Annotated in this window: 17 protein-coding genes; 13 read left to right on the forward strand and 4 right to left on the reverse strand. The window is 60.4% G+C overall.

Going from position 1 to position 15,980, the window contains the following annotated elements; genetic code table 11:
* The first annotated feature begins 21 nt into the window (after nucleotides 1-21).
* The 7 genes from ffh to rimM all read left to right on the forward strand — a co-directional run bounded on the left by ffh (nucleotide 22) and on the right by rimM (nucleotide 4,745).
* Nucleotides 22-1,560: a signal recognition particle protein gene (gene ffh, locus SM765_RS13375; RefSeq protein ID WP_274830318.1), complete on the forward strand. Its 1,539-nt coding sequence runs from the start codon at nucleotides 22-24 to the stop codon at nucleotides 1,558-1,560.
* A gap of 6 nt (nucleotides 1,561-1,566) precedes the next feature.
* Nucleotides 1,567-2,112 carry a GNAT family N-acetyltransferase gene (locus SM765_RS13380; protein ID WP_274830319.1) on the forward strand — a complete coding sequence of 182 codons (546 nt, stop codon included), beginning with the start codon at nucleotides 1,567-1,569 and terminating at the stop codon, nucleotides 2,110-2,112.
* Nucleotides 2,112-2,714 carry a GNAT family N-acetyltransferase gene (locus SM765_RS13385; RefSeq protein WP_274838253.1) on the forward strand — a complete coding sequence of 201 codons (603 nt, stop codon included), beginning with the start codon at nucleotides 2,112-2,114 and terminating at the stop codon, nucleotides 2,712-2,714. The genes SM765_RS13380 and SM765_RS13385 overlap by 1 nt, the downstream gene beginning before the upstream one ends.
* 1 nt (nucleotide 2,715) lies before the next feature.
* Entirely contained in the window at nucleotides 2,716-3,015 is a 300-nt protein-coding gene (locus SM765_RS13390) for a chorismate mutase (protein WP_065271567.1), read from the forward strand.
* A 58-nt stretch (nucleotides 3,016-3,073) separates the two neighbouring features.
* Nucleotides 3,074-3,451 carry a 30S ribosomal protein S16 gene (rpsP, locus tag SM765_RS13395; RefSeq protein WP_065271568.1) on the forward strand — a complete coding sequence of 126 codons (378 nt, stop codon included), beginning with the start codon at nucleotides 3,074-3,076 and terminating at the stop codon, nucleotides 3,449-3,451.
* Nucleotides 3,452-3,455: 4 nt separating this feature from the next.
* Nucleotides 3,456-4,112 (forward strand): 5,6-dimethylbenzimidazole synthase, encoded by a 657-nt coding sequence (gene bluB, locus SM765_RS13400; RefSeq protein WP_274838252.1) that lies wholly within the window; start codon nucleotides 3,456-3,458, stop codon nucleotides 4,110-4,112.
* A gap of 129 nt (nucleotides 4,113-4,241) precedes the next feature.
* Complete coding sequence (rimM, locus tag SM765_RS13405) at nucleotides 4,242-4,745, forward strand: ribosome maturation factor RimM (RefSeq protein WP_274838251.1); 504 nt, start codon at nucleotides 4,242-4,244, stop codon at nucleotides 4,743-4,745.
* Between the two features lie 31 nt (nucleotides 4,746-4,776).
* Here the strand turns inward: rimM and SM765_RS13410 are convergent, their stop codons facing one another.
* A complete protein-coding gene (locus SM765_RS13410; protein ID WP_274838250.1) occupies nucleotides 4,777-5,832 on the reverse strand; it encodes an aminoglycoside phosphotransferase family protein in 1,056 nt (351 codons plus the stop codon).
* 55 nt (nucleotides 5,833-5,887) lie between these two features.
* On the opposite strand from SM765_RS13410, the gene trmD reads away from it, so the two are divergent.
* Nucleotides 5,888-6,685 carry a tRNA (guanosine(37)-N1)-methyltransferase TrmD gene (gene trmD, locus SM765_RS13415; protein ID WP_274838249.1) on the forward strand — a complete coding sequence of 266 codons (798 nt, stop codon included), beginning with the start codon at nucleotides 5,888-5,890 and terminating at the stop codon, nucleotides 6,683-6,685.
* Between the two features lie 39 nt (nucleotides 6,686-6,724).
* Here trmD and SM765_RS13420 read toward each other — a convergent pair whose 3' ends face one another.
* Nucleotides 6,725-8,812 carry a coiled-coil domain-containing protein gene (locus SM765_RS13420; protein WP_274838248.1) on the reverse strand — a complete coding sequence of 696 codons (2,088 nt, stop codon included), beginning with the start codon at nucleotides 8,810-8,812 and terminating at the stop codon, nucleotides 6,725-6,727.
* A 403-nt stretch (nucleotides 8,813-9,215) separates the two neighbouring features.
* On the opposite strand from SM765_RS13420, the gene rplS reads away from it, so the two are divergent.
* The 4 genes from rplS (at nucleotide 9,216) to SM765_RS13440 (ending at nucleotide 12,731) form a co-directional block, all read left to right on the forward strand.
* Nucleotides 9,216-9,587, forward strand: a complete 372-nt coding sequence (rplS, locus tag SM765_RS13425; protein WP_065273597.1) for a 50S ribosomal protein L19 — start codon at nucleotides 9,216-9,218, stop codon at nucleotides 9,585-9,587.
* A gap of 11 nt (nucleotides 9,588-9,598) precedes the next feature.
* A complete protein-coding gene (gene rpmE, locus SM765_RS13430; RefSeq protein ID WP_065271573.1) occupies nucleotides 9,599-9,820 on the forward strand; it encodes a 50S ribosomal protein L31 in 222 nt (73 codons plus the stop codon).
* Between the two features lie 267 nt (nucleotides 9,821-10,087).
* Nucleotides 10,088-11,728, forward strand: coding sequence for a tetratricopeptide repeat-containing sulfotransferase family protein (locus tag SM765_RS13435; protein WP_274838247.1), 1,641 nt, complete (start codon nucleotides 10,088-10,090; stop codon nucleotides 11,726-11,728).
* Between the two features lie 193 nt (nucleotides 11,729-11,921).
* Nucleotides 11,922-12,731, forward strand: a complete 810-nt coding sequence (locus tag SM765_RS13440) for a division plane positioning ATPase MipZ (protein ID WP_065271575.1) — start codon at nucleotides 11,922-11,924, stop codon at nucleotides 12,729-12,731.
* Between the two features lie 42 nt (nucleotides 12,732-12,773).
* On the opposite strand, the gene SM765_RS13445 is transcribed toward SM765_RS13440, so the two are convergent.
* Complete coding sequence (locus SM765_RS13445; RefSeq protein WP_274830327.1) at nucleotides 12,774-14,000, reverse strand: adenylate/guanylate cyclase domain-containing protein; 1,227 nt, start codon at nucleotides 13,998-14,000, stop codon at nucleotides 12,774-12,776.
* Nucleotides 14,001-14,089: 89 nt separating this feature from the next.
* The gene (locus SM765_RS13450; RefSeq protein ID WP_065273598.1) at nucleotides 14,090-14,530 is read right to left on the reverse strand and encodes a MarR family winged helix-turn-helix transcriptional regulator; all 441 of its coding nucleotides are present in this window, start codon (nucleotides 14,528-14,530) and stop codon (nucleotides 14,090-14,092) included.
* A gap of 71 nt (nucleotides 14,531-14,601) precedes the next feature.
* Between SM765_RS13450 and hmgA the strand changes: the two genes are divergently transcribed.
* Nucleotides 14,602-15,957, forward strand: a complete 1,356-nt coding sequence (gene hmgA, locus SM765_RS13455) for a homogentisate 1,2-dioxygenase (protein ID WP_274830328.1) — start codon at nucleotides 14,602-14,604, stop codon at nucleotides 15,955-15,957.
* The last annotated feature ends 23 nt before the right edge of the window (nucleotides 15,958-15,980 follow it).

The following is a 15,980-nucleotide window of genomic DNA, read 5'->3' on the forward strand; positions in this document are numbered from 1 at the left end:
GGCTCAAGGAGGCCGCAAGGCATGTTTGAAAATCTATCCGAACGCCTTTCCGGTGTATTTGACCGGCTGACGAAACAGGGCGCCCTGTCCGAGGAAGACGTCAAGACCGCCCTGCGCGAGGTGCGCGTCGCACTGCTGGAGGCAGACGTTTCGCTGCCGGTCGCCCGCGAGTTCGTCAAGAAGGTGCAAAACCAGGCCACCGGTCAGGCCGTGACCAAATCGGTCACCCCCGGCCAGCAAGTCGTCAAGATCGTGCACGATGCGCTGGTCGAGACTCTGCAGGGCGAAGGCGATCCCGGTGCGCTGAAAATCGACAACCCGCCCGCACCGATCCTGATGGTCGGTCTGCAGGGCTCGGGTAAGACCACCACCACCGGTAAGCTGGCCAAACGGCTGAAGGAAAAAGACGGCAAGAAGGTCCTGATGGCCTCGCTCGACGTTTATCGCCCCGCAGCGATGGACCAGCTGGCCGTTCTGGGCACCCAGATCGGCGTCGACACCCTGCCCATCGTACCGGGCCAGAAACCCGTCGACATCGCCAAGCGCGCCAAACAGCAGGCGGCGCTGGGTGGTTATGACGTCTATATGCTGGATACCGCCGGCCGCTTGCAGATCGACGAAGTCCTCATGCAGGAAGTCGAAGACGTGCGCGATGTCGTCTCGCCGCGTGAAACCCTGCTGGTCGTCGACGGTCTAACCGGTCAGGTCGCGGTCGAAGTCGCCGAGGAGTTCGATGCCAAGATCGGCATCTCCGGCGTGGTCCTGACCCGGATGGATGGCGACGGACGCGGCGGTGCCGCCCTGTCGATGCGCGCCGTTACCGGCAAGCCGATCCGCTTTGTCGGTCTGGGCGAGAAGATGGACGCCATCGAAACCTTTGAACCGGACCGGATCGCGGGCCGGATTCTGGGCATGGGCGACATTGTGGCCCTGGTCGAAAAGGCCCAGGAAACCATCGAGGCCGAACAGGCCGAGCGTATGATGAAGCGCATGATGAAGGGTCATTTCAATATGAATGACCTGAAGATGCAGCTGGAACAGATGCTCCAGATGGGCGGCATGCAGGGCATGATGCAGATGATGCCGGGCATGGCGAAGATGGCCAAACAGGTCGAGGATTCCGGCATGGACGACAAGGTGCTGAAGCGCCAGATCGCCATGATCCAGTCGATGACCAAGAAAGAACGCGCCAACCCCGCGCTGCTGCAGGCCTCGCGCAAGAAACGCATCGCCGCCGGCTCCGGCATGGAGGTCTCCGACCTCAACAAGCTTCTGAAGATGCACCGCCAGATGGCGGACGTGATGAAGAAGATGGGCAAGATGGGCAAAGGCAAGATGCTGAAACAGGCCATGAAAGGCATGTTCGGCAAAGGCGGCGGCATGCCCGATATGGCAGGCGGCATGCCCGGCGGAATGGATCCCAGCCAGATGGACCCCAAGGCGCTGGAAGCCGCGGCCAAGGCGATGGGCGGCAAGGGTGGCCTGCCCGGCGGTCTGCCGGGTCTGGGCGGCATGGGCGGTCTACCCGGTGGTCTCTCCGGTTTTGGCAAGAAGAAGTAACAGCTCATGACCGTGACCATTCCCACCATCGAAACCGAACGCCTGATCCTGCGCGCGCCGGAACTGTCGGACTTCGACGTGATGTGCGAATTCTACGCGTCCGAACGCGCCACCTACGTCGGTGGCCAGATGAAGCCCGAGCAAGTCTGGCGCCACCTCGCCTGCGAGATCGGTCACTGGCACATGCTGGGCTATGGCCGCTGGATGGTGGATGAGAAATCCACTGGCAAGGTTGCGGGCAACATTGGCCTCTGGAACCCGCATGGCTGGCCCGAGCCGGAAATCGGCTGGGACCTGTTCGAAGGTTTCGGCGGCAAGGGATACGCCACCGAGGCGGCAACAGCTGCGCGCTCTTTTGCTTATGACGTTCTGAGTTGGGACACCGTGATCAGCCTGGTGAACCCGGAAAACCACGCCTCTCGCGCGGTGGCAAAACGCCTTGGTGCGCGCCGCGATGGTGATTACACCCATCCGCGCCTTGGCACGCTGGAGCTTTGGCGTCACCTGTCCCCGGCAGAGGTCACCGACGGCGGCATGGAGGCTTATGCCTGATGCCAGCCTCCATCCCGACCATTGAAACCAAACGTTTGATCCTGCGCGGCCCCGAGCCCGAGGATTATCCGAACTTTAAGGCGACATTTTCGTCTTATCGCGCGCGTTTCATGGGCGGGCCGCTGAACCCGTATGAATCCTGGATGCTTTATGCCGCTGAAATCGGCCACTGGCAGATCCGCGGCTTTGGCATGTGGATGATCCACGACAAGGTCACGGACGAGACCTACGGCATGGCGGGCGGCTGGAAACCCGCAGGCTGGCCCGAGCGTGAAATCGCCTGGATCATCTGGCCCGAAAAGGCTGGAAAAGGCTACGCGCTGGAGGCGACCAGCGCCGCGCGGAGCTATTTCTACGACACATTGGGCTGGGATGGGGCGGTCAGCTACATCGACCCCAAGAACCTCGATTCCATCCGCCTGGCCGAACGCCTTGGCGCCAAGAAAGACCATGATGCCGAAACGATCGACGGCAGCGACGCCGTCTACCGGCATCCCTCGCCCGCGGCACTGAAAGGCAGCCAGATCGCCCATGGCATCGAGATGGAAATCAGCCACTACGCCGACCCGCTGTTCAAACCGAAAGGATGGGCCATTGACTGACATGAGCAATGATCCTGTTGCACGCGCCGCCGAAATCCTGAAAGGGCACCGCGAAAGCATCGACCGGCTGGACGCGATCCTTGTCTATACCCTCGGCGAGCGCTTCAAGCACACCCAGGCAGTGGGCAAGCTGAAAGCCGAACACGACCTTCCCCCGTCCGATCCGGCCCGCGAGGCAAAGCAGATCGCACGGCTTGAAGACCTGGCAACTCAGGCGGACCTCGACCCTGAATTTGCCAAGGCGTTCCTGAACTTCATCATCGATGAGGTCATTCGCCACCACAAGAAACACCAAGAATAAGCGGGACCGAACCGACTACCGGAAATCCCGTTCAACGCCATCAAAGGAGAATGAAACCATGGCAATGAAAATTCGTCTGGCCCGCGGCGGCTCTAAAAAGCGTCCCTTCTACCGCATCGTGGCTGCTGACAGCCGCATGCCCCGTGACGGTCGCTTCATCGAGAAGCTCGGCACCTACAACCCGCTGCTGCCGAAAGACAGCGAAGAGCGCGTGAAAATGGACATGGAACGCGTTCAGGCATGGCTCGACAAGGGCGCCCAGCCCACCGACCGTATCGCCCGGATGCTGGAAGCCGCCGGTGTGCGCGCCAAAACCGAGCGCAACAACCCCAAGAAAGCTGTTCCCGGCAAGAAAGCTCAGGAGCGCGCTGAAGAGAAAGCCGCCAAGGCCGCCGAAGCTGCTGAAGCCGCTGAAGCACCCGCAGACGCGGAATAAGACCATGACGCTGCGAAAGACCCGTGATCAGGGCGCCTTCCCTGAGGGCTTTCGCAGCGAATTGGACCGGTTGATGCGGCTTCGGCGCGATGTGCGCCGATTCCGCAGGGACCCTGTGGACGAGGCAGTGCTTGCGCGCTGCCTCTCTGCGTTTCTGCTGGCGCCCTCGGTGGGGCTCAGCGAACCTTGGCGCGTTCTACGTATCGAAAGCGATACCGCCCGCGCCGCAGCCCTTGAGAATTTCAAGGCCGCCAACGCCGAAGCTTTGCAAGGCTACTCTGGCGCACAAGCCGAACGCTACGCCGGACTGAAACTCTCGGGCATGCAGGAAGCGCCGGTGCAACTGGCGATCTATTGCGACGATGCCACCAGCAAGGGGCACGGTCTGGGTGCGGGCAGCATGCCGGAAATGCGGCGTTATTCCGTGGTCTGCGCCATCACCCTTTTCTGGCTGTCGCTGCGCGCCGAAGGGTTGGGCCTTGGCTGGGTCTCGGTGCTGGATCCCGAGCAGCTGAACCGTGACCTGGAGGCCCCGGAAGGTTGGCGGCTGATCGGCTATTTCTGCATTGGCCACCCCGAAGTCACCGAGGACGAGACCCCGGAACTGGAACAGCAAGGCTGGGAAAGCCGCCGGGACGGCCTGCCGATCGAAACCCGCTGATCCGCAAGACGGCATCTGCCGACCTCTTGGAGGCGGCCAGCGAAACTTCGCCTTGTCATGAACACCCCAATGGCTCAGATAGGGTTGGATGAAACCGGTCTGCGATCAACAGTTACACAGGATACTGCCATGAGCGATCTGATTTGCATCGGCGCGGTGGCCGGCGCCTTCGGGGTACGGGGTGAAGTCCGCCTGAAAAGCTTTTGCGCCAATCCCGAGGACATCGAAACCTATGGCCCGCTCAGCTCTGAGGACGGCAGCCAGAGCTACACCGTGTCCCTGACATCGGTGGTCAAGAACGGTTTTGCCGCTCGGCTGGGCGGGGTGGAGACCAAGGAACAGGCCGATGCATTGAAGGGGCTGCGCCTGTTTGCTCCGCGCGACCGTCTGCCGAGCCTACCCGATGATGAGTATTATCATGCCGACCTGATCGGTCTTGATGTCTATGATACCGGCGGCACCCTGCTGGGGCAGGTGAAATCGGTACAGAACCACGGCGCTGCCGATCTGTTGGAACTGCACGGCCCGGGGATGAAGAACACGGTTCTGCTGCCCTTTACCCTTGCGGCAGTCCCGACAGTGGATCTGGAACAGGGCCGGATCATAGCCGACCCACCCGAAGGACTGTTCTGAGCCGGGCTGTACGCTCCCCGCCCCTTATGATTCAGCCACGATCGTTTTTCTGAAACCAGTCAAAAACCGTCTCGACCCCGGCCAGAAGGTTGCTGTCCCGCTCCTGCAGATCGGCCCCCGGCGCAGGCAGGCGCAGCCATGAGCGGTAGAGGCGATGCAGAAACAGGAACCGGAAGACCGGGTCCTCTGTCAGCCCGGCACCATAACCCGCTTCAAAGGCGGCCCAGTCGCTCTGCGCGACGCCGCCAAATCCAACCGCCTCCCCCTGCGCCCCGTCCCCTGTGGCCAGATGGTCCGGCAGGTTCGCCAGCCAGAGGTTGGCAATATCCGAATGCGGCAGGGAAAACCGGGCATTGGAAAAATCGATGAACGAGACCAGATCCTCGGTGATCAGGATGTTCCTGAAATGCAGATCCCCATGCTGCAGCGCCGCCTGATAGGGCAACCCCCGCGCCTCCCTGGCAAAGCGGTGCAGCATCGCACAGAGCCCCAGAAACCTGTTTGGCCTTCGGATCTGCAAATCGCCCGCCCGCACCTTTGCAGCGCGGTCTTGCACCCGCTCAAGATGCGATTTTGGCCAGAACCGGCGCTGTTCCACCGCCCCGGCCGCATGCAACTGCGCCACGGCACGGCCAACCCGGCGCAGCAGAACCGCCCTATTGCCCAGACCGTGATCCGCAAAGGACAGCTCGCGATAAGCCGTTTCGCCGGGCGCAAACTCAAAAAGCGCGATGGGGCGCTCCGGATCCAGCCAGATCAAGTCCGGCACATTGACGCCCGGAACCTCTCGGAGCGCCTGCGCCGCCGCACGATGGCGGTCGTGGTGGGCGCGCAAGGCCGCCAGATTGGCCTCAGCAAAATCCGCCCGCAGCACGAAACGCCGTTCGTCCGCCGTCCGGATCCCCAGCACCGCGCGGCTGTCCTGCCGGGACGAATTCACCTGCATCATGCTAAAAGCGGCCCCATCCGGCGGCAGGCCGGTTTCTGCAGCGATCTGCGGCCAAAGCGCCATCGCACGCTGCTCCACCTCTGCCACGGATGGCTTCTGGTGGAAGGCAGGCAGCCGGTTCATCATTTCATCGGGCATGGCAGGGGCAAAGCTTTCTGTTGCGACCGGCCCAGTTTCAACTAAACAACGGGATATGAGCAACCCGACAAAATCCCATGGCCGCAAGGCGATCCGCCCAACGCTGAAACCGCGTGAACTGATGACACCGACTCCGGATTTGGCCGGGGTGTGGAAGGTCAAGATCATGACCCTGTTTCCCACCGCCTTTCCCGGTGTGCTGGGCGAAAGCCTGACCGGCAAGGCCCTGCAGGAAGGGCTGTGGCAGATGGAGACCATCGACCTGCGCCAGTTCGGCGTCGGCAAGCATCGTAACGTGGATGACACCCCCGCAGGCGGCGGCGCCGGGATGGTGCTGCGCCCCGATGTGCTGGGCGAGGCAATCGACCATGCCATGGATGGGGTGCAGGGCAACTGGCCGCTGATCTACCTGTCGCCGCGTGGGCGGCGCATGGATCAGAAGATGATGCAGAACCTCGCGCGTTGCGACGGCATGACCCTGCTGTGCGGGCGGTTCGAAGGCGTCGATGAACGCGTGCTGGAACACTATGGCATTCAGGAAGTCAGCCTCGGCGATTTCGTGATGACCGGCGGCGAAATCGCGGCGCAGGCCCTGATCGACGCCACCGTGCGACTGATCCCCGGCGTCCTGGGCAACCAGGCCTCAACCGAGGAGGAAAGCTTTTCCTCCGGGCTGCTGGAGCATCCGCAATACACCCGCCCCGCCGAATGGAAGGGCCGCGAGATCCCCGAGATCCTGATGTCCGGCCATCACGGCAAGATCGCCGAATGGCGTCACCAGATGAGTGAAGAAATCACCAAGGCGCGCCGCCCGGACCTATGGGACGCCTATTGCGAGACCAAGAAGGACTGATCCGGGGACGGAACCTATATAGCCCCCGGCCCCACCCCGTCAGGGCGCGGCGTTGTTCTTCTTGACGGTCAGGTCCGTCCCTTTCCGGAAGGTGATGTCACCCTTGGGCTGATTGCGCCGGGTTTCCCAACCCAGTTGCTCCGAAGAAATGCCATTGTCGGGATAATGCGTCTTCAGCTTCCAGGCGCCGCCGCCCGCGCCGCGCTCCAGCACCACCCGGCAATGCGGGATCATCTTTACCCCGCCATCGCGTTCGATGAACTTGACGTTCAGCGCCTTGAACAGCTGGTCCATGGTCTGTGCGCCGGTTTCAAATTTCTCCAGTTCGCTCTTCACGGTGGACACATCGACAGCGTCACCATCCCGCTGCACCGCGTAGCCCCAGCCGACCGAACTGGATGGCTTGCCCAAGAGCACGGTCAGATTCTTGAACTCGGTGGTGACCGCCGTGTGGTCCGAGGTGTTGCCCTCGGCCCAATGGGTGAAATCCTTGAGCTTGTTGGCCACGTCCAGCGCCGCCTCTACCGCTTCCTTTTCCAGCACCGGCGTGGCCCACATCGACCCTTTGCCGCCGCTGTACTGGGTCCTGTCGAACTTGTTGACGATATTCTGCGCGGTCTTGTCGATATCGGCGATCACGCGTTTGCCGTCCTCTTCGGTGTAGGTGACCTTGACCTGGTTCCAGGTTTCCGTCTGCGTCACACCTTTTTCCTGACGGCTGACGCCCGAAGTATTGCCATCCTGATCCGGGGTGACGCCATCCTGCGTTGAGGCGCGCATCGCCTGGCGCTCCATCCCGGTCTGTGCGCCGTGGCGACCGGTGCCATGTCCCTCGCCACCCTCTTCGGCCTTTAGCCGCTCCTCCTGCCAGGCCTGCGCCTCGGCCTGTTTCTTGATCAGCGCCTCGATCTGGGCCCGGGCCTGATCCACCGGTACGCTGTCGAGCATCTCATCCAGCGCCGAGATGCGTGATTTGATATTGCCCAGCGCGGTGACGAATGCCTTTTCCTTCTCCAGCTTCTCGCTTTTCATCTTTTCGATGTTTTCAAGCAGCTCGCTGCGCGAGGTCTCCAACACCTGACGTGCCTTGTCGAGCCGATCTGAACTGGCATCGACCTGACGCTGCTTGGAGGCGATGTCCTTTGGCTTGGTCAGCCCCGAAAGGGTGTCCTGCAGATCCTTCAGCACGCCCGCCTCACGGGTCACGGCGGCCTCCAGTTTCTTCAACTTTTCCGCTTCGGATTTGATGCGCGAGGCGAGCACCTTGGCAGCCTGACCCGCTTCGGATTTGTCAAAGTCAGAACTGCGTTTTTCGGCGCTCTGCTCCTCAGAAGCCAGCGCCTCCTTCACATAGCCGACCATTTCCTTGTCGAGCTGCTCCAACCGTTTCTGTCCGTCGGCCCATTCACCCTTTTTGAAATGCTCGACGACGGCGGCGAAATGCTGACGCAGCGCCTTGCGCTCGTCATCCATGATCTTGCCTTTGACCTTGTCAAAGCGGGCCGTGGTCGCCTTCAGCCGGGTCTTGGCGTTGACCTCTTCGCGCGACGCCTCCGATCCGCCGCCGATCAGGCCAATCAGCTCTTCCATCCGGGTGTTGAGTTTGCTCAAGATCGCGGCTGCCTTGTCCACCGCGCTGTCCTTCTGCTCCTCAATCTGGCCGAACAGGATGCGCAGCTCCTTGCGTTCCTCGTCGGTGATCTTGCCCTTGATCTTGTCAAACCGCGACACCACCGCCTGCAGCCGTTTTTCGAACTTACCATCGGCGTTGTCCGCCCCGCCTGCGTCCACATCGGCGTCCACGATCTTATAGGCGAACTGCGTGCCCTTCATGACCGGCTTCAGATTCTTTTCCAGAATCTTGCCCTTGACGGGGCTCAGCTTCAGGGTGCCATCCTCGACAAAACAGCGGCCGACGGCGTGCATCTTGGCCTTGGCTTTCAGCTCTTTCAGCAACGGCGCGGCGGTCTCTCCGACCACCAGAATAGTCTGCGGCGCGCCATTGAGCGCCACCTGATCGTAGTAATGAAACTCACTCAGGCTCGCGTCGAGCTTTTTGAGTTCCTTCTTAAGCTCCGCCTTGTAGCCTTGCTCACTATTGAAAATATCCAGCTTTTTGAAAGGCATGGTCATTCCTCCTACCCATGAGGCACATTTAAACAGCACGGCCAGAAAGAGCCGCCGCAACAACTTGATCTATCAATTCCCCCAAACGGTAGCCCCATAAGCCCCGGCGAGCAAAACAAAAGCGTTGCGAAGAAGTGGGGTTACGGCACAATTCCCTTGAAACATTGGCGCCACAGGCCTAAAAGCCGCTCGTCTGGTACCGGATTCGGTTCCGGGCGTTTTGCCTATGTGCGCATATCCTGGCTGACCTTCTTCGGTCATCTGACAGGGCGCGGATCGGCACTCAGGAACGATCGGTGTGATCTCTGGCGGGCTGCACAAGCGGGACCCGGTGAAGACCAAGAGCTCTCATATCCGCGCAAAACTTCGTGGAACAACCACGAGCAAAATAGGAGAAGATCAGATGGACCTGATCGCACAGCTGGAGGCGGAACAAGTTGCCGCCCTGGGGAAAGAGATCCCCGATTTCAAAGCCGGTGACACCATCCGCGTCGGCTACAAAGTGACCGAAGGCTCGCGTAGCCGTGTTCAGAACTACGAAGGCGTCTGCATCAGCCGCAAGAACGGTTCTGGCATCGCCGGTTCCTTCACCGTCCGCAAGATTTCGTTTGGCGAAGGCGTGGAGCGTGTGTTCCCGCTGCATTCGACCAACATCGACAGCATCACCGTCGTACGCCGTGGCCGCGTGCGTCGTTCCAAGCTGTACTACCTGCGTTCGCGTCGCGGCAAATCCGCCCGTATCGCTGAAGACGCAAACTACAAAGCTAAAGCGTAAGGAGTGGTATCATGAAAGCCGACACCCATCCCGATTACCACTTCATCGACGTCAAAATGACCGATGGCACCATCATCAAGATGCGTTCCACCTGGGGCAAAGAAGGCGACCAGCTGTCGCTGGACATCGACCCCTCCGTGCACCCCGCATGGACCGGCGGTTCGACCCGCCTGATGGACGCCGGTGGCCGCGTGTCCAAGTTCAAAAAGAAATACGAAGGTCTGGGCTTCTAAGACCAATTATCGATTTCGAAACGAAAACCGCTCCATTCGGGGCGGTTTTTTTATTTTTGGCGCAAGCACAAATTAGATAGAGGCCATGCATAGCCCGAGCGAAAATTGTAAAATCTTTTCAAATTGACAAGCTTTTTGGGGCACAGTTTTTCGAAATCGTGGATACACTGAAACGAAAGGCCGCAGCCAATGCTCTCCCAAGCCAGCCCTTCCCGCATCAAAAACCTCCCCGAGGCTTTGGCGGGGAATCGAGGGCATGGAACCCCCGTGAGCCAATCGGAAGTCACTGCGGCTGTTACTCTGTTCCGTGAAGGCAGGATCTCAGACGCCCTGTCCACAGCACAAGCTCTGGCGAAACGCTCCCCCGACTTGGTCCCATTGCTGGACTTGCAGGGCGCGTGCCTGAAGGCCCAAGGCGACCTGTCAGGCGCTCTGGATTTCTTCAAACGCAGCCTGGAGGCTGGAGGCAATCCCGCCATCGGGCATTTCAATATCGGCGCTATACTTCTTCAACTCAATTACCTCGATCTCGCAACCGAACACCTGAGCAAGGCCGTCGTCCTAGATCCGAAAAACCCGGCGGCGAGCAGAGCACTGGCCATGTCCCTGAACGAACAAGGCCACTATGCGGAAGCCGTGCATATCATCTCAGCTCTTATCGAGAACAATCCGGTTACCGATGAATTGCTCAACGTACTGGGCCTATCACTACGCCGCCTTAACCGTCTGACAGAGGCGAAGGCCTGCTATAATTCGGTGACCCCGACCTCACCAGCTGGTGGAGAAGCCCAATATCAGCTTGGCCTCATTGCATTATCCGAAAACAAAAATGACACCGCAAAGCAGCATTTCCAGAACGCTCTGGACCTAAATCCCCGGCTGACGCCCGTGCACCGCAACATGTCCCTGGTGATCACCTATGACAAGGATCATCCCCACCTGAGAGACATGCAACAACTCCTCAACGAGGGCGACCTGCAGCCCAGCGCAGAAAGCGAACTGCGTTTTGCGCTCTACAAAGCTCTGAATGATACCAGGCAGTACGACGCCGCATTTGAGCATCTGGAACAGGGCAACACCCTCAAGAAGCAAACGATCAGATATTCGATCGAGAAGGACGAAGGCATATTTGCGTACCTGAAGCATACCTTTGCTGAACCGGCACCGGTTGCCACATCTGAGCTCGGCTTTCGGCCAATTTTCATCGTCGGGCTGCCGCGCTCAGGCACAACGGTAACGGAACGCATCCTATGCGGCTGCGAAGGTGTGACAGGCGCTGGCGAATTGCAGTATTCCACAACTGCCATGTCCAAGCTGATGCAGCAGATGGCAACAAAGAAGCAAACGAAATTCACACAAGCCGACGCACAGGCCCTGCGAGACGCAGTTGGGCAGGCCATGCAGGGTCACGCCAATGGCGCACCTGTTGTAATCGACAAGATGCCGCTCAACTTTCGTTGGGTCGGCGGCCTTCTGGCAGCTTTCCCCGAGGCGCGGATCGTCTACACCACGCGCATGCCCCGCGATCAGCTCTGGTCTCTTTATCAGGTTTGCATGGCGGGTAGTGGCAATGGGTTCAGCTATGATCTCAGCGACATTGCCCAATATCAGGCTCTAACGCGGGACCTGATGCAACACTGGATGCGGCTGTTTCCGGACCAGATCCATCAACTGGACTATCACGCGCTCACGAAAGATCCCGAAGAGCACATCCGGCCATTGGTGGATTTCTGCGGGCTGGAATGGTCCGATGACTGCCTGCATCCAGAAAACCGTGAGAGCGCCATTCAAACGGCATCGTTGCAGCAGGCGCGACAGCCGATCTATCATCGCTCGACCCCGGACTGGCTGCCCCACGAGGCACGTCTCTCCTCGGCATTCGAGCAGTTGAACCAATTGGGGCTGTAGCAGCGCCGGAACGAAGTGTTCCAATTAACACATGGCATCCTGCGGCAGTGCATCAGCTGCACTGCTGCCCCCGCCTGATGCGGCAAAAATCAGGCTCTAATTCGGGTGGTTCAGTGCTTTTCATTGATTCGGGCTCTGTCTATAGTCCGCAGAAAATCGCTCCCGCGGCGCGGGGAACCAAAGGGATCATTGAATGGCGCATATCATTGTCGTCGGCAACGAAAAGGGTGGTGCGGGGAAATCCACCGTCTCCATGCATGTGGCAACCGCTCTGGCACGGCTGGGGCACAAGGTGGCGGCGCTGGATCTTGATCTGCGGCAACGCTCGCTTGGCCGGTATCTGGAGAACCGCAAGGCCTTCATGACCCAGGCCGGGCTGGAACTGCCGATTGTCGATCTGCACGAATTGCCGGACATTGACCCCGACAGCCTGCAACCGGGTGAAAACATCTATGATCACCGTCTGTCGGCGGCCGTCTCCAGCCTGGAGCCGGACAATGATTTCATCCTGATCGACTGTCCCGGCTCGCACACCCGGCTGAGCCAGGTGGCGCATTCGCTGGCCGATACGCTGATCACGCCGCTGAACGACAGTTTCGTCGATTTCGACCTGCTGGCCCATACCGATGACAAGGGCGACAAGATCACCGGCCCCTCGGTCTATTCGGAAATGGTCTGGAATGCGCGCCAATTGCGGGCGCAGGCCGGGCTGAAACCCATCGACTGGATCGTCATCCGCAACCGCGTCGGCACCCAGCGCATGGTCAACAAGGAAAAGATGGAGCGCGCCATCAACATGCTGTCCAAACGGATCGGCTTCCGCGTCGCCCCCGGTTTTTCAGAGCGGGTGATTTTCCGCGAACTCTTCCCGCGCGGCCTGACTCTGCTGGATCTCAAGGACGTGGGCGTCAAACAGCTGAACATCTCCAACATCGCGGCCCGGCAAGAGCTGCGGGACATGATGAAAGAGCTGAACCTGCCGGGCGTCGAGATCAATATCTGAGTCCTGCCCGGCTCGCTCCCCTCTTTGGCGCCGGATCAGTCCTTACCGAGGCTGATCCGGCGTCTCGTAGATGGTGAACAATTCGATCGGCTCGGCGACGCTGCGCAGCATGTAGCGGCCGAGAGACACCAGATCGTGCCCCGCCTCTGCCCCGGCGCGCTGCACCTCCTGTGACAGGATCACGCTTTGCCCGACCGAGTGGTGCAAGCCGGAAATCCGCGCCGTCTGGTTGACGATCGGCCCGATCACGGTGAAATCCAGTCGGTTTTCCGAACCGATATTGCCATAAAGAATGTCCCCGGCGTGCAGCGCCAGGGTGAACCCCGGCGCAGGCAGTCCTGCCTCGGCCCGCTCGATATTGCGCAGGCGGATCTTCTGACGCAGCTCACTCGCCGCATCCAGCGCCGCCTTGGCGTCCTTGCTAAGCGAGCCGAGGTTGAACATCGTCAGCATCCCATCGCCCATGAACTTCAGGATATTGCCCCCGTGGGACTGGATCACGGTCACGGCAATGCCGAAATAATCGTTCAGCATGTCGATCACCTCGGGGCCCGGCACCTGCTCGGCGAGGCTGGTAAAGCCTTTGAGATCGAACAGACAGATGACCGCGTTGATCCGGTCCGACGACCCGCGCTGGATTTCACCGGACAGCACTCGCCTCCCGGCATCCCGCCCCAGATAGACCTGTAGCAGATCCTTGGCCATCTGCTGGTTTGACATCGATTTCAGCGCCAGACCCAGATGCGGCGCGATACTGCGCAGCAAGGACAGATCGCGTTCGCTGAAACCGTCCGGGTGATCGCTGCTCAGGGAAATCAACACGCCTTCGGACGGCCTGCTGGGATCCAGTGGAACCTTTTCGTCGGAAAAACGCAGGCCAAAGGCGAAATAGTCGGTCACGCCCTGCGCCCGCAGATCCCCCAGCATCGGAAAACGGACGACATGCTGATCATTCAGATCCGAGCGGAACTCCTCCAGATCCTCTGCCAGAAGATGGAACAGCGGGCTTTGCAGCCAGGCATCGCGCGGCGCCTGCCGGTGCTCGTAGCGTTCCTGAGACATCCCACCAGTGCGGGTCCAGCTGAACCCGATCCCGCCGAACTGCGGGTGAAAGGCGCGTTGCGCCAGATGAAACCGCCACAGGGGCATGCCGAGGGCGACCATCTGCTCGCAAAACGCCTGCAGGAAACCTTCGCGCTCATGGCTGCGCAGCCCTTGCTCGGTCAGCCAGGAGATCAGGGCGGGGGCTCGGCTGTCTGTCTGATCCACGGGAAAGGGTCCTCGGTTTGCGCGGGTGTTTTGCCAGTATCCGGCACTCTCTGTGTCCGGCAGTATCTGGGGTGCCGAAGCCCGAATGTCTATTCCTCGATTCCAGCCAACTGACGCAACATGCGCCGCAGGGTTTGTTCCTCTTCTGGGCTGAACCGGGCCGCCAACTGCTTGTCATAGCTTGCCGCCTGCCCGCGCAGGTCGCGATAGGCCGCCTCCCCCGCCGGGGTCAGCTTCAGGTGCTCCGACCGCCGGTCCGCCGTATCCCTGTTGCGGGTGATGAAGCGGCGCTCGGTTAGCTTTGCCACCGCCCGGCTGATCTTGGTCTTGTGGATCTTGGCGCGCTGACCGATCTCCTTGGCCGTCATGGTGCCATAGGTGCCAAGGTGGAACAGTACCCGCCATTCGTTGCGCAGCATCCCATAGCGGTTCTTGTAATAGGACTGAAAGGCAAGCGAGCTTTCCTCGGCCGCACGGTTCAGCAGGAACGGCAGGAAATCCTGCAAAGCGAAATCATCTTTTTCGGTCATTTGCCCCTCCATACCCTTGTTAGTTACAAAATCAACTATTACCCCGGCAAGCGGAAAAGGAGGAACGCGCCATGAATCGACCCACAAATCCCCATGAGATGATCCAGGCCCCTTCGCTTGCTGGCCCGCACGAGGGCTATATGCCCGGCTTTGGCAACGACTATGAAACCGAGGCTCTGCCCGGCGCCCTGCCCCAGGGCATGAACAGCCCGCAGAAATGCAATTACGGTCTTTATGGTGAGCAGCTGAGCGGCACCGCTTTCACCGCCGAGCGCGTCGAGCGCACCTGGTGCTACCGCATCCGCCCTTCAGTGAAGCACTCGCACCGCTATGAAAAAATCGACCTGCCCTATTGGAAATCCGCGCCCTGTGTCGACCCCGATGTGACCTCGCTCGGTCAGTATCGCTGGGATCCGGTGGCCCACAGCGGCGAGCCGCTGACCTGGCTCACCGGCATGCGCACCATGACCACCGCAGGCGATGTGAATACGCAAGTCGGCATGGCCAGCCATGTCTATCTGGTCACAGAATCGATGAAAGACAGCTATTTCTTCTCGGCCGACAGTGAGCTCTTGGTCGTCCCGCAAGAGGGCCGTCTGCGCTTCTGCACCGAGCTGGGCATCATCGATCTGGAGCCGAAGGAAATCGCCATCCTGCCGCGCGGCCTGCTGTATCGGGTCGAGGTTCTGGAAGGCCCCGCACGCGGTTTCGTCTGCGAAAACTACGGTCAGAAATTCGAACTGCCGGGCCGTGGCCCGATCGGCGCAAACTGCATGGCCAACCCGCGCGACTTCAAGGCGCCCGTGGCGGCGTTTGAGGACCGCGAAGTGCCCTCGACCGTGACCATCAAATGGTGCGGTCAGTTCCACGAGACCAAGATCGGCCATTCGCCGCTGGATGTGGTCGCCTGGCACGGCAACTATGCGCCGGTGAAATACGACCTGCGCACCTATTGCCCGGTCGGCGCCATCCTGTTCGACCACCCGGATCCCTCGATCTTCACCGTGCTCACAGCACCTTCGGGCCAGCCGGGCACCGCAAATATCGATTTCGTGCTGTTCCGCGAACGCTGGATGGTGGCCGAGAACACCTTCCGCCCGCCGTGGTATCACAAGAACATCATGTCCGAGCTGATGGGCAACATCTACGGCCAGTATGATGCCAAGCCGCAGGGCTTCATCCCCGGCGGCATGTCGCTGCACAACATGATGCTGCCGCACGGACCGGACAAGAACGCCTTTGAGGGCGCGTCGAATTCGAACCTCGGCCCGGAGAAGCTGGAGAACACCATGTCCTTCATGTTCGAAACCCGCTTCCCGCAGCACCTGACCGAATTCGCCGCCAAGGAGGCGCCGCTGCAGGACGATTACATCGACTGCTGGTCCGACATCGAAAAGAAATTCGACGGCACGCCGGGCCTGAAGTAAGCCTGTAGCCACAGCCGTTTTGC

The organism is Pseudophaeobacter sp. 1A09344 (genome assembly GCF_041008745.1).
Taxonomy (GTDB): Bacteria; Pseudomonadota; Alphaproteobacteria; order Rhodobacterales; family Rhodobacteraceae; genus Phycobacter; species Phycobacter gallaeciensis_A.